The following is a 15176-nucleotide window of genomic DNA, read 5'->3' as shown; positions in this document are numbered from 1 at the left end:
ACTGCGGGATTACCGTGTTCGAATCGACCCCGGCGCTCATTGTGCCGTTCATGGACTACGTCGCCGAGCACGGGCTGGATATGAGCTCCATGGAGCTGCTGATTACGAGCTCCGACAGCTGCAGCGTGGGAGATTACCGGCTGCTGCAGGAGCGTTACGGCTCGCAGTTTAGAATCATCAACAGCTACGGCGTAACCGAGGCGGCGATCGATTCGAGCTACTACGATGAGCCGCTTGCGCTCCTGCCCGGGAAAGGCAGCGTACCGATCGGCAAAGCGCGGCTGAACGCCCGCTTCTATATCGTGGATGCACATTTGAACCCCGTACCGATTGGCGTACTCGGTGAGCTGTGCATCGGCGGACCGGGCGTGGCCCGCGGGTACTTGAACCGTCCCGAGCTGAATGCGGAGAAGTTCGCAGACAGCCCGTTCGCGGACGGGGAGCGGCTGTACCGCACAGGCGATTTGGCGCGCTGGATGGCAGACGGCAACGTGGATTTCATCGGCCGTATCGACCACCAGGCCAAAATCCGGGGATACCGGATCGAGATCGGCGAAGTGGAGTCGCAGATTCTGAAGATAGAAGCCGTTCGCGAAGCGGTTGTGACCATCCGGGAGGATGAGAGCGGTCAGAAAGCGCTTTGCGCCTATTTCACCGCTGCCGGAGGCGGAGAGCTTCCCGCGAGCGAGCTGAGAAGCGCACTTGCCCGGGAACTGCCGGGCTATATGATTCCGTCGCACTTCGTGCAGCTGGAGCAGCTGCCGCTGACGCCGAACGGCAAGATCGACCGCAAGGCATTGCCCGCGCCGGAAGGAAACGCGAACGGCAGATCGGACTACCTCGCCCCGCGGACGCCGCTGGAAGCGAAGCTGGCCGAGATCTGGCAGGCCGTGCTTGGACCTGTCACCATCGGCGTGAAGGATAATTTCTTCGATCTCGGCGGGCATTCCCTGCGCGCTACGACACTGGTGAGCAAGATTCACAAAGAGCTGAACGTCGATTTCCCGCTGCGGGACGTGTTCCGATGCTCCACTGTGGAAGAGATGGCGCAGGCGATTGCCCGGATGGAGGAAGGTTCCTACTCGTCCATTCCTGTTGCGGAAGCCAGGGAGTACTACCCGCTCTCTTCGGCGCAAAAGCGTCTCTTTATCCTGCATCAGCTGGAAGGGGCGGAGCAGAGCTACAACATGCCGGGCGCGATGCTTCTTCAAGGGAAGCTGGAGCGTGAGCGCTTCGAAGAAGCGTTCCGTGGGCTGATCGCACGTCATGAGACGCTGCGCACCGGGTTTGAAATAATAGACGGTGAAGCCGTACAGCGGGTTTACCGGGAAGTTGACTTTAGCGTGGAACATTTCCGGATGAGTGAAGAGGCAGCCGGGGAAGCCGTGCGCGGCTTCATCCGCACGTTCCAGCTGGCGAAGCCGCCGCTGCTGCGGGTGGGGCTCATCGAGCTGGAGCCGGAACGTCATATCCTGCTGTTCGATATGCATCACATCATCTCCGACGGGGTATCGATGGACATTCTCGTGGAAGAGTTTATCAGCTTGTACAGCGGAGATAAGCTAGAGCCGCTACGTGTTCAGTACAAGGATTATGCCATATGGCAGCAATCTGATGAGCAGCTGCAGCAGCAGATAAGGCAGGAAGCTTACTGGCTGGATAAGTTTAAAGGGGAGCTGCCCGTTCTGGAAATGCCTGCCGATTATGCGCGTCCGGCAGTGCAGAGCTACGAAGGACATGCACTTTCATTTTTCATTGATGCACAGAAGAGCGAGAGCTTGAAACGGATCGCGGCAGAAACCGGCTCGACGCTCTACATGGTCCTGCTTGCGGCTTATACGATCCTGCTGCACAAATATACGGGACAGGAAGATCTTATCGTAGGCACGCCGATTGCGGGAAGGAACCATGAAGACGTACAGCCGCTGATCGGGATGTTCGTCAATACGCTGGCTATCCGTAATTATCCGGCCGGGGAGAAGACGTTCATTTCGTATCTCGAAGAGATCAAGGAAACGACCTTGGGTGCGTATGAGCATCAGAATTATCCTTTTGAAGAGCTGGTGGATAAGATCCAGGTTGCCCGGGATTTAAGCCGCAATCCGCTCTTTGATACGATGTTTACTTTGCAAAATACGGAGAATAAAGAGTTCAGGCTCCCCGGACTCCAAATGGAGCCGTACGCCAGTGAAGAAATCGTGTCTAAATTTGATCTGAGTCTTGATATGACAGAAAGGGACGGCGGTCTGGAATATATTCTTGAATACGCGACTGCCTTGTATAAAAAGGGGACGATCGAACGATTCGCGAACCATTTCGAGCAATTGCTTGACGCCATCGTGAGTGAACCGGGCGCGAAAATTGCAGCGCTGAACATAATGAGCCCAGAAGAGAAGCAGCAGATCCAGCAGGTGTTCAACGCGGAGCCTGCCGGTGAACTTCCGCCGGAGCAGCCGCTCTACCGGTTGTTCGAAGAACAGGCCTCACTTACGCCTGCGCAAGCGGCAGTCGTGTATGAAGATACGCAGCTGTCATACGGCGAGCTGAACGAGCGGGCCAGTCGCCTGGCCGCCGTGCTGCGGGCGGGCGGTATTGGCAGCGAAAGCATCGTCGGCATCCTGGCTGACCGTTCCGTGGAGCTGCTGGTCGGTGTCCTCGGGGTGTGGAAAGCCGGAGGCGCGTACGTGCCGATTGATCCGGATTATCCGCAGGACCGTATCCGGTTCATGCTGGAGGACAGCGGCGCATCCGTGCTGCTGACGCAGAGCCATCTGCTGGATCGCTCCCGCGCTTGGCTGGACGAAGGAGTGGCACTGCCGCTGCAAAGCGTGCTGTGTCTGGACGACGAGGAAATGTACAGCGGAGATGGGGCGAATGCAGCTGGTGTTAGTGCAGCGTACAGCGCAAATGGTGTAGATGCTATTGGCGTGAATGAAGCGTACAGCGCAACCGGCGTGAATGCTGGTGGCAATGCAACGCACAACGCAGCCGGCGTAGATGCTGCTGGTGGCAATGCAGCGTACAACGCAGCTGGTGTGGATGCAACTGGCGATAATGCCAACACACCGCGCATGGAAGATCTGGCCTACGTGATCTACACGTCGGGAACGACGGGACGCCCCAAAGGCGTCATGATCGAGCACGGCAGTCTCGTCAACACCGCGGCGGCTTATCGCCGGGAGTACCGCCTGGACCAGTTCCCGGTCCGGCTGCTGCAGCTGGCGAGCTTCTCCTTCGACGTTTTCGTCGGGGACATTGCGCGCACGCTGTATAACGGCGGAACGATGGTGATCTGTCCGAAGGACGACCGCATCGACCCGGCCCGTTTGCACGGCTGGATTCGCGACTGCGGGATTACCGTGTTCGAATCGACCCCGGCGCTCATTGTGCCGTTCATGGACTACGTCGCCGAGCACGGGCTGGATATGAGCTCCATCGAGCTGCTGATTACGAGCTCCGACAGCTGCAGCGTGGGAGATTACCGGCTGCTGCAGGAGCGCTATGGCTCGCAGTTTAGAATCATCAACAGCTACGGCGTAACCGAAGCGGCGATCGATTCGAGCTACTACGATGAGCCGCTCGCGCTCCTGCCCGGGAAAGGCAGCGTGCCGATCGGCAAAGCGCGGCTGAACGCCCGCTTCTACATCGTGGATGCACATTTGAATCCGGTACCGGTCGGCGTGCTCGGCGAGCTGTGCATCGGCGGACCCGGAGTGGCCCGGGGCTACTTGAACCGTCCCGAGCTGAATGCGGAGAAGTTCGCAGACAGCCCGTTCGCGGACGGGGAGCGGCTGTACCGCACAGGCGATTTGGCGCGATGGATGGCAGACGGCAACGTGGATTTCATCGGCCGGATCGACCACCAGGCCAAAATCCGGGGATACCGGATCGAGATCGGCGAAGTGGAGTCGCAGATTCTGAAGATAGAAGCCGTTCGGGAAGCGGTTGTGACCATCCGGGAGGATGAGAGCGGTCAGAAAGCGCTGTGCGCTTATTTCACCGCTGCCGGAGGCGGAGAGCTTCCCGCGAGCGAGCTGAGAAGCCTGCTTGCCCGGGAACTGCCGGGCTATATGATTCCGTCGTACTTCGTGCAGCTGGAGCAGCTGCCGCTGACGCCGAACGGCAAGATCGACCGCAAGGCACTGCCCGCGCCTGAAGGAAGCGCAAGCGGGGGATCGGACTACCTCGCCCCGCGGACGCCGCTGGAAGCGAAGCTGGCCGAAATCTGGCAGGCCGTGCTTGGACCTGTCACCATCGGCGTGAAGGACAATTTCTTCGACCTCGGCGGGCATTCCATGCGCGCCACGATGCTGGTGAGCAAGCTTCACAAGGAACTGAATGTCGATTATCCGCTCCGAGACGTCTTCCGCTGCGCTACGATTGAAAGCATGGCGGAGGCGATTGCCCATATGGAGAAGCAGGAGCACATCAGCATTCCTCTGCTCCCGGAACGCAGCTATTATCCGCTCTCTTCCGTACAAAAACGGCTGTATATCCAGCAACAGATGGAGGGAGCCGAACTTAGCTACAACATGTCTGGCATGATGCTGCTCTCTGGAGAGCTGGACCGGAGACGATTCGAGGAAGCGCTGCGCGGTTTGATTGCGCGCCATGAGATTCTGCGCACTGGTTTTGAAATGGTAAACGGAGAGCCCGTGCAGCGGATCCACAGTGAAGTGAATTTTATTTTAGAATACCGGCAAGCAAGCGAAGAGGAAACGGAAGAGCTCGCAGAGAACTTCGTCCGCGTCTTTGATCTCGGACAACCTCCGCTGCTGCGGGTAGGTCTCATCGAGTGGTCGCAAGAACGCCATATTCTGATGTTTGATATCCACCATATCGTCTCTGACGGCGTATCCACAGGTATTTTAGTCGAAGAACTTCTTCGTCTCTATAGTGGAGAAAAGCTCCAGCCGCTGCGGATTCAGTACAAGGATTACGCTTCCTGGCAGTTATCTGAGACACAGGGCGAGAGGATGAGGCGTCAGGAAGCCTATTGGTTGAATGCTTTGCAGGGCGAGCTTCAGCCGCTCGAATTGCCGACCGACTTTGCAAGACCTGCGGTTCGCGGTTATGAGGGAGATGTGCTGAATTTCTTTGTGGACAAGCACAGAAGCGAAGGTTTGCAAAAAATCGCAGAGGATACCGGATCGACAATTTACATGGTGCTGCTGGCAGCCTATACGATTTTGCTTCATAAGTACTCGGGACAAGAAGATATCATCGTAGGTACGCCGGTTTCCGGCAGAACCCATACGGATATGCAGCCGCTCATCGGCATGTTCGTCAATACGCTGGCTATCCGCAATTATCCGGCCGGCGACAAAATGTTCCTCTCCTATTTGGAGGAAATCAAAGAAACGATGCTGGGTGCTTATGCCAACCAGGACTATCCGTTCGAAGAGCTTGTGGATCAAGTACAGGTGACGAGGGACTTAAGCCGGCATCCGTTATTTGACACCATGTTTGTTATGGAGACCAAGGAAGAGCAAGTCAATCGTTTCGGAGACCTGACGGTGGAGCCCTATATTCAGACTGTGACGGCCGCCAAATTTGATCTGACTTTAGAGATTGCTTTGGTGGAAGAAGGCATGAACGCTCTTTTTGAATACCGCACCAAATTGTTCACAAGAAATATGATCGAACATTTTGCGGACGATTTACTTGAGATCATGTCCCTGATTATCAAGCAGCCTTATATTCTCCTGAAAGACCTTTCATTGAGCGGCGCTTCAGAGCAAGGAGAAGACTTAGTAGAAGCCATAGATTTTGTTTTCTAGAACCTTACCTGCAGGGGTGCAGGGTTTATTTGGAGCCTGTACCCCGGCAGGATAGCTTTTACGGATCGAGAGGGGAGAGATGAAGGGTGGCTTTTGAAAAGGAAACTCTTTATTGGAATAAAAAATTCGAGGGTGAGGATTACACACTTACCTTGCTGCCTTACAGTAAGACTCCTAATCACTGTGCTCCTGCCACTCAGTCTGTTTCGGGTGCTTTGTCCGCTGAGGTGGCGCAGCGCGTGATTCAGATGAGCAAAGGCTCTCATTTAGCTGCATACATGATTTTGTTGGCGGGAGTCCAGAGTTTGTTATACAAATATACAAATGAAAATAACATCTTGCTTGGCATGCCGATTGTAAGAAAGGCGAATGAATCGAAGCGTCCTATTAATCAGGTGGTCATTCTCAATAACACGCTAGGCGGCAGTTCTACATTTAAAACCTTGTTGAGCGAGCTGAAACTGTCACTTCCGGAAGCGGTTCATCATCAGCATATTCCGTTTCGCAAAATGACCGAAAAGCTTCATCTTGAGTATGCAGACGGAATCCCCGTTGTGAATACGCTTGTTTCCCTGAACGAACTTCACACGGTGGATCTCGGCCAGAATGTAGTGTCCGATTGTTTATTTCAGTTCGGCCTGGAGAACGATTCGATTTCTTGGAGTTTTGTCTATAACGAGAATTTGTATGATCCGGCGTATATGAACCGGGCCGCCGATCATTTGGATCGTTTGTTGTCTATCGTTTTGCATCAGCCGGACCTTAAAATAGCCGAGGCGGATATTCTGTCCAAATCGGAGAGGCGCGAGCTGCTTCAATATTTTAACGATACCGCTGCGGAATATGAGCAGGAAAAGACGATTCATCAGCTGATTGAGGAACAATCCGAACGCACGCCGGATCATGTGGCAGTGGTGTATGGAGAGCAGCAGTTGACGTACCGCCAAATCAACGAGCGGGCGAATCGTCTCGCACGGACGCTTAGAGAAGCTGGCGTGACCACAAACGAGCTTGTCGGAATTATGACGGAGCGCTCGCTCGAAATGGTCGTCGGGATCCTTGGTATCTTGAAAGCCGGGGGCGCTTATGTGCCGATTGATCCGGAGTATCCCGAGGAGCGCATCCGCTATTTAATGGAAGATTCGGGGGCGAAGCTGTTACTGACTCAGCAGCATTTGCAGGAAAGAGTGTCGTTCGGCGGTAAAATGCTGACGCTGGATAATGAAGCTCTCTACAGGGGCAGCAGCTCGAATCTGGAGCCGGTAAGCGGACCGGATGATCTGGCTTATGTCATATATACGTCTGGCACGACCGGGAAGCCTAAAGGGGTTATGGTGGAGCACCACGGGCTGAGCAGCTTGAAGGGCTTGTTTGAAGAAATGCTGCGGATGAACGAAACGGACAGAGTAGTCCAATTCGCCAGCTTGTCGTTTGACGCTTCTTGTTGGGAAATATTCCAAGCGTTATTCTTCGGTGCGGCGTTATATATTCCGGACAAAGAGACTATTCTGGATTACCGGCTATTCGAAGATTTCATGAAGAAACAGGGCATAACAACGGCTACTCTACCGCCGACTTATGCCGCTTATCTGAACGCGGATGGTATGCCTGATCTCAAGAACCTGATTACGGCAGGTTCCGCAGCCTCTTTGGAGCTTATTCATCAGTGGAAGGGCAAAGTAAAGTATTTCAACGCGTACGGCCCTACCGAAGATTCGATTTGTACGACCATTTGGTCTGCTGCTGCAAGCGAAAGCGGCCCTTCTGTCACGATCGGCAGTCCGATTCAGAATCACCGGATTTATATCGTGGATTCCCATGATCAGCTGCTGCCGACAGGCATAGCGGGTGAAATGTGCATAGCGGGCGCCGGGCTGGCCAGAGGATACCTGAACCGGCCTGATTTAACCGCCGAGAAATTCGTGGACAATCCGTTCGAACCGGGAGAGCGGATGTACCGTACAGGAGACTTGGCCCGCTGGCTTCCTGACGGCACCATTGAGTACATGGGCCGGGTGGATCATCAAGTCAAAATCCGCGGTTACCGGATTGAAGTTGGCGAGATTGAAGAACAGCTGCTCAGAATCCCTTCCATTCAAGAAGCGATTGTCCTTGCCAGGGAGGATAGCAACTCTCAGCAGCTGTGCGCGTATTATGTGGCTGATACACCGCTGGTACTCCGTGAGCTCCGGGAGGCATTATCGAGCAAGCTGCCGGGCTATATGATCCCGTCATATTTTGTACAGGTAGAGAAGATGCCGTTAACGCCCAATGGAAAAATAGACCGCAAGGCGCTGCCTGCTCCGGACGGCAACATACTTGCGGGCGGGGAGTATATCGCACCCCGATCCGATACGGAGAAAGCTCTGGCAGCCGTGTGGCAAGCGGTGCTCAGTACCGGCCGTGTCGGGATAACGGATCATTTCTTTGAGCTTGGCGGAGATTCCATCAAGTCGATCCAAGTGTCATCCCGGCTTCATCAAGCCGGATACAAACTGGAAATCCGGGACTTGTTCAAATATCCGACTATTGCACAGCTAAGTCTGCATATTCAGCCGATCGCCCGAACGGTGGACCAGGGCGAAGTGGCCGGAGATGGCGCACTGACTCCGATTCAGCACTGGTACTTCCAGCAGCAATTTGCCGACCCGCATCACTTTAACCAGTCGGTTATGGTGTACCGGAAGGCTGGATTTGACGAAGATGCGGTAAGACAGGTGCTGGAGAAGCTCACGGAGCATCACGATGCACTCCGGATGGTTTTCCGCAAAATCGATAGCGGATATGCGCCATGGAACCGGGCAATCGGAGAGGGCGATCCGTACAGCTTAGAGGTAGCGGATTTCAGAAGCTTGGCGGACTGCGGTGCAGCGGTCGAAGCCAAAGCGAATGAAATTCAGAGCCGTGTAAATCTGGAATCGGGCCCCCTTGTGAAAGCCGGGTTGTTCCGCTGTGCGGACGGCGACCACCTCATGATCGCCATTCACCATGGCGTGGTAGACGGGGTATCCTTGCGGATTTTGCTGGAAGATATTGCGCTCGGTTTGGAGCAGGCCGAAAGCGGCGAAGCCATCCGTTTTCCGGCGAAGACAGATGCATACGTTACCTGGTCCAAGCAGCTGGCAGCTTATGCGCAGAGCCCGGCTATGGAGACCGAGAGGGAGTATTGGAAGCGCCTGGCCGAGGTCCCCGTTCAAGAGCTCCCGAAAGACTGGCACCCGGGTACGTCCCTGCAGCAGGATAGCGAATCATTGATGATTGAGTTAAGCCAAGGAGAGACGGAGCAATTATTAAAACGGGTTCATAGGGCCTATAACACGGAAATGGATGATATTCTGCTGACGGCACTGGGGCTGGCTGTACAGAAATGGTCCGGACTTGAGCGTGTACGGGTCAATCTGGAGGGTCATGGACGGGAATCCATCCTTGCCGATATCGACATCACGCGTACGGTCGGATGGTTTACGAGCAAATATCCGGTTGTTCTTGAGCCGGAAGCCGATCGGGATTTAGCGTACCAAATCAAGAAGGTAAAAGAGAATCTTCGTCAGATACCAAATAAAGGAATCGGATATGGGATATGCCGGTACTTGTCCGGTAATAACGGCGATTTGATCTGGGGTGCCGAGCCCGAAATCGTCTTTAACTATTTGGGGCAGTTCGATCAGGATTTAGAAAATAACGACATGAGTCTCTCCCCTTATTCGAGCGGAAAGCCCTCGAGTCAGCGGCAATCGCGAACCTTCCCGCTCGAGATCAACAGCATGGTGCTGGACGGGTCCTTATCGCTAGATCTCAGCTACAGCCGCAAGGAGTACCGTCCGGAGACAATGGAGCGGCTGGCCCTCTATCTGCAGGAGAGCCTGCAGGCCATTATCGCCCACTGCGCCGCCCAAGAGCGGACTGAATTGACGCCGAGCGATGTTCAGTTCAAGGGATTAAGCGTAGATGAACTGGAACAGATTGTTCAGCAGTCACAGCCTGTCGGGGAGATTGAGAATATTTATACCCTAACTCCCATGCAGAAGGGGATGTGGTTCCACAGTTCGATGGACCGGCAAGCGGGTGCGTATTTTGAACAAGCCCGGTTTACTTTGCGGGGTAAGCTCGATGTAGATTTATTCGCCAAAAGCTGGGCGGAGCTCGCTGCGCGTCACGATGTATTGCGGACGAATTTCTACAGCGCCAAGAACGGAGAACCCCTGCAAATCGTGTACCGGGATAAGAAGATCGGATTCGTTTATGAAGATTTGCTTCATCTGCAGGCAGACGAGCAGACGCTGTATTTAGAGAATAAAGCGAGAGAAGACATGCGCCTGGGATTCGACCTGGAACGGGATGCGCTGGTCCGGGTAACCGTCATGCGAATAGGAGAAGAAAGCTATCGCGCGCTATGGAGCTTCCAGCACATTCTAATGGATGGCTGGTGTCTGCCGCAGCTTATGCAGGATTTGTTCCAGACGTATGCAGCCTTGCTGCACAATAAGCTTCCTGAACGAACAATCGTGCCCCGGTACAGTCAATATATCGAGTGGCTGGAGAAACAGGACGAGTCGGCCGCTTCCCGCTACTGGTCCGAATACCTGGGTGGGTATGAAGGACAGACTTCTCTGCCGTCCAGGAAGAGCGAACCGCAGCATGAGGGGTACCTGCAAGAACATGTTGTGTGTGAATTGGGCAAAAATTTGAGCAGCCGGATGGACCGGGTGGCGAAGCAGCATCAGGTGACTCAGAATACTTTGCTCCAGGCAGCTTGGGGCATCCTTTTGCAGAAATATAACGGAACCAGTGATGCGGTATTCGGCAGTGTCGTATCCGGAAGACCCGCCGCCATTCCCGGAATCGAAGAGATGATCGGGCTGTTTATTAATACCATCCCGGTTCGTGTCGCTTGCGGAGCAGAAGCGTGTTTTGCCGATGTGATGGTAAGAATGCAGGAACAGGCGCTGGAGTCCGGCCGTTACGACTACTATCCGCTGTATGAGATTCAGGCAAGAAGTGGGCAGAAACAGGGTCTCGTTAATCATATCATCGCGTTCGAGAATTACCCGATGGATGAGCAGATGGAACAGGCAGGGGAAGCCGGCAGCGGCGAGCTGAAAATCACGGATGTGGATATGTCGGAACAAACGAACTATGACTTCACGGTGACCGTGCTTCCGGGAGAAGAGCTGGTGATTCATTTCGACTACAACGCTCATGTGTTCGAACGGCCGGATATCGAGAGGCTGAAGGGGCATCTGGTTTGTGTGCTGGAGCAGATCACAGCGGATCCCCGAATTGCAGTAGGGGAAATAGAACTGACGACAGCAGAAGAAAAAGCCGAGATCATGGCGCGTTTCAATGACACGTTCACGGAGTATCCGCGTGATAAGACCCTGCATCAATTATTCGAGGAGCAGGCAGACCGTATACCGGATGCGGTGGCGGTTGTATTCGGGAACAGGCAGTTGTCTTACCGGGAGCTGAACGCTCAAGTGAACAGATTGGCCAAAACCCTGAGACTTAGGGGAGTAGGCAGGAATAGTCTGGTTGGAATTATGGCGGAGCGATCCCTGGAAATGATTACGGGTATTCTGGCTGTTCTAAAAGCCGGGGGAGCCTATGTGCCGATCGATGCCGAATATCCGGAAGAGCGTATCCGGTACATGACCCAGGATTCGGGAGCGCAGGTAATGCTCGTGCAGCGGCATCTGCAGGAGCGGGTAGCGGGTCCTTGCAGCCTGGTCATACTGGATGACGAACTGGCCTATCATGCGGACGAGTCGAATCTGGAACCGATGAACGATTCCGCCGATCTGGCATGTGTTATTTATACATCCGGAACGACAGGCAACCCCAAAGGGAACCTAGTGGCGCACCGCAACATCGTCCGGATCGTCCGGAATACCAACTATATCGACATTACCGAGAGGGACCGGGTTCTCCAGATGTCGAGCTATTCGTTTGACGGGGCGATCTTTGATATTTTCGGAGCTTTGACCAATGGAGCGAGGCTGGTTCTTATCCCGCGGGAGACCATGCTGGAGATCGGGGAATTGGCGGCCTTAATCAAGCGGGAGCAGATCTCCGTTGCGCTTATTACAACGGCATTCTTCAATGTTCTCGTGGATGTGAATGTCGAGTGCCTGGGGCATATGCGGGCCATCGTGTTCGGTGGCGAACGTGTATCCGTCAGCCATGTACAAAGGGCTCTCCGGCATATCGGACCTGGCAAAATCATCCATGCGTACGGCCCTTCGGAGAGCACGGTCTATGCGACCTATTATGTGGTGAATGAAGTGGAGGCCGGTGCCGTCAACGTTCCGATCGGACGGCCGATCAGCAATACGGCCGCCTACATCTTAAACGGCAGCGGCAAGCTGCAGCCGGTTGGTGTGGCAGGGGAACTCTGCATAGCCGGGGAGGGCCTGGTCCGGGGCTACTTGAACCGTCCGGATCTGACGGCAGAGAAATTCGTGGACAATCCGTTCGTACCGGGGGAAAGAATGTACCGGACAGGCGACCTGGCCAGATGGCTGCCGGACGGCACGATCGAATATGTCGGGCGGATGGACGATCAAGTGAAAATCCGGGGTTTCCGGATCGAGCTTGGCGAGATCGAAGCCCATTTGCTGAAAGTGGAGTCCATCCAGAAAGCGACGATCGTTGTCAGGGAATCCGCCGGCGGAGAAAAGCAGCTGTGCGCATACTTCGTGGCGCATAAAGATCTTCAAGCGAGCTATCTGAGAAGCGAGCTTGCCCGGGAGCTGCCGGGTTATATGATTCCGTCGTACTTTGTCCAAATGGAAGACATGCCGCTGACGGCTAACGGCAAAGTCGACCGGAGAGCACTGCCTGCACCGGAAGAGAGCGTGCATACGGGAGCTGAGCATATCGAGCCGCGCACCCCGTTGGAACTTGCTTTATCGGTTCTGTGGAAATCCGTATTGGGGCTTGAAAAGGTCGGAGTTAAGGATAACTTCTTCGAACTCGGAGGACATTCCTTGCGCGCAACGACACTGGTCAGCAAACTGCATCAGGAATTGAATATCGTGCTGCCGCTCAGGGATGTTTTCCGTTACCCGACGATTGAAGAGATGGCGCAGGTAATTGCCCGGATGGAGGAACAGGACTATTCAGCCATTCCGGCAGCGGCGGAGGCCGACTATTATCCGCTCTCTTCGGCGCAGAAGCGTCTGTTTATTCTGCATCAGCTGGAAGGGGCGCAGCAGAGCTACAACATGCCGGGGGCGATGCTGCTCGAAGGCAGCCTAGACCGGGAACGCCTCGAAGAAGCGTTCCGCGGACTGATAGCACGCCACGAGACGCTGCGTACCGGATTTGAGATCGTAAGCGGTGAAGCGGTACAGCGGGTCTGCCGGGAAGCGGATTTTGCCGTGGAATATGTCCAAACGAGTGAAGAGAAAGCCGGACAGGTTGTCCACGATTTCATCCGATCGTTTGATCTGGCGAAACCGCCGCTGCTGAGAGTAGGGCTCATTGAGCTAGGCCCAGAGCGCCATATTCTGCTGCTTGATATGCATCATATTATCTCGGACGGTGTGTCGATGGACGTGCTGATGGAGGAGTTCGTCCGTTTGTACAGCAAAGAGCATCTGGAACCGCTGCGTATCCAGTACAAGGATTATGCCGTATGGCAGCAGTCCGATGTCCAGCAGGAGCAGTTAAAGGTGCAGGAAGCCTATTGGCTGGATATTTATCAGGGAGAGCTGCCGGTACTGGAGATGCCCGCCGATTATGCGCGTCCGGCTGTGCAAAGCTACGAAGGGCATGCGATTGGATTTTTCATAGATGAGAAGAAGAGCGGGGAATTGCAGCGCCTCGCAGCCCAAAGCGGCTCGACACTCTACATGGTGCTTCTTGCGGCTTACACGATTCTGCTGCACAAATATACGGGTCAGGAGGATCTGGTCGTGGGAACCACGATTGCGGGCAGGAACCACGGGGATGTACAGCCGCTGATCGGCATGTTCGTCAATACCCTGGCTATCCGTAATTATCCCACCGGTGAGAAGACATTCTTATCGTATCTGGAAGAGGTTAAGGAGACGACCTTGGGGGCTTACGACCATCAGAACTACCCGTTTGAAGAGCTGGTGGAGAATGTTCAGGCGGCACGGGATTTAAGCCGTAATCCGATTTTTGATACGATGTTTTCCTTGCAGAATACGGAAAGCAAAGAGTTTGAGCTTCAAGGGCTGCGAATGGCGCCGTATCCGAGCGGTTTTGCAATGGCGAAATTTGATTTGAGCCTGGACATATCCGAAGAGGGCGGCGGTCTGGATTGCAGTCTGGAATATGCGGTTTCCTTGTATAAAAGGGAGACGGTAGAACGTTTGGCGAAGCATTTCGAGCAGTTGCTCGATGCGATTGTAAGCCAACCGGAGGCCAGGATTGCATCGCTGGATATAATGACCGCAGAAGAGAAACAGCAGATCCAGCAGGTGTTCAACGCGGAGCCTGCCGGTGAACTTCCGCCGGAACAGCCGCTCTACCGGTTGTTCGAAGAACAGGCCGTACTTATGCCTGAGCACACGGCGGTGGTGTGCGAAGATACGCAGCTGACGTACGGCGAGCTGAACGAACGGGCCAGTCGCCTGGCCGCCGTGCTGCGGGCGGGCGGCATTGGCAGCGAAAGCATCGTCGGTATTCTGGCCGATCGCTCCGTGGAGCTGCTGGTCGGTGTCCTCGGGGTGTGGAAAGCCGGAGGCGCGTACGTGCCGATTGATCCGGATTATCCGCAGGACCGAATCCGGTTCATGCTGGAGGACAGCGGCGCATCCGTGCTGCTGACGCAGAGCCATCTGCTGGAGCACACCCGGGCCTGGCTGGAGGAAGGAGTGGCGCTGCCGCTGCAAAGCGTGCTGTGCCTGGATGACGAGACAGCGTACAGTGCGGTCGGCGTGGATGCTGCTGGAGTGAATGCAGCGTACAGCGCATCCGGTGTGAATGCTGGTGGCAATGCAGCGTACGGCGCAGCTGGAGTGAATGCTGGTGGAGTGAATGCAGCGAGCAGCGGAGCCGGTGTGGATGCTGCTGGCGTGAATGAAGCGTACAGCGCAACTGGCATGAATGCTGCTGGCAATGCAGCGTACGGCGCAGCTGGCGTAAATACAGCTGGTGTGAGTGCAACTGGCGATAATGACAGCGCAGGGCGCATGGAAGATCTGGCCTACGTGATCTACACGTCCGGAACGACGGGACGCCCCAAAGGCGTCATGATCGAGCACCGCAGCCTCGTCAATACGGCAGCGGCTTACCGCCGGGAGTACCGCCTGGACCAGTTCCCGGTCCGGCTGCTGCAGCTGGCGAGCTTCTCCTTCGACGTCTTCGTCGGGGACATCGCGCGCACGCTGTATAACGGCGGAACGATGGTGATCTGTCCGAAGGACG

The 15176-nt window shown here is 55.1% G+C and carries 2 protein-coding genes; both read left to right on the top strand.

Annotated features, from left to right (window positions below):
* Positions 1-5780 (top strand): condensation domain-containing protein (locus tag EDM21_RS24305; protein WP_157338938.1); only part of this gene is annotated, 5780 nt, incomplete at its 5' end.
* Between the two features lie 86 nt (positions 5781-5866).
* A partial coding sequence (locus EDM21_RS24300) for a non-ribosomal peptide synthetase (protein WP_157338937.1) occupies positions 5867-15176 on the top strand: 9310 nt, incomplete at its 3' end.

The organism is Paenibacillus lutrae (assembly GCF_009757775.1).
GTDB lineage: Bacteria > Bacillota > Bacilli > Paenibacillales > NBRC-103111 > Paenibacillus_F > Paenibacillus_F lutrae.
The sequence above is the reverse complement of the archived record's forward strand: the minus strand, read 5'-3'. Positions and strand labels throughout refer to the sequence as shown.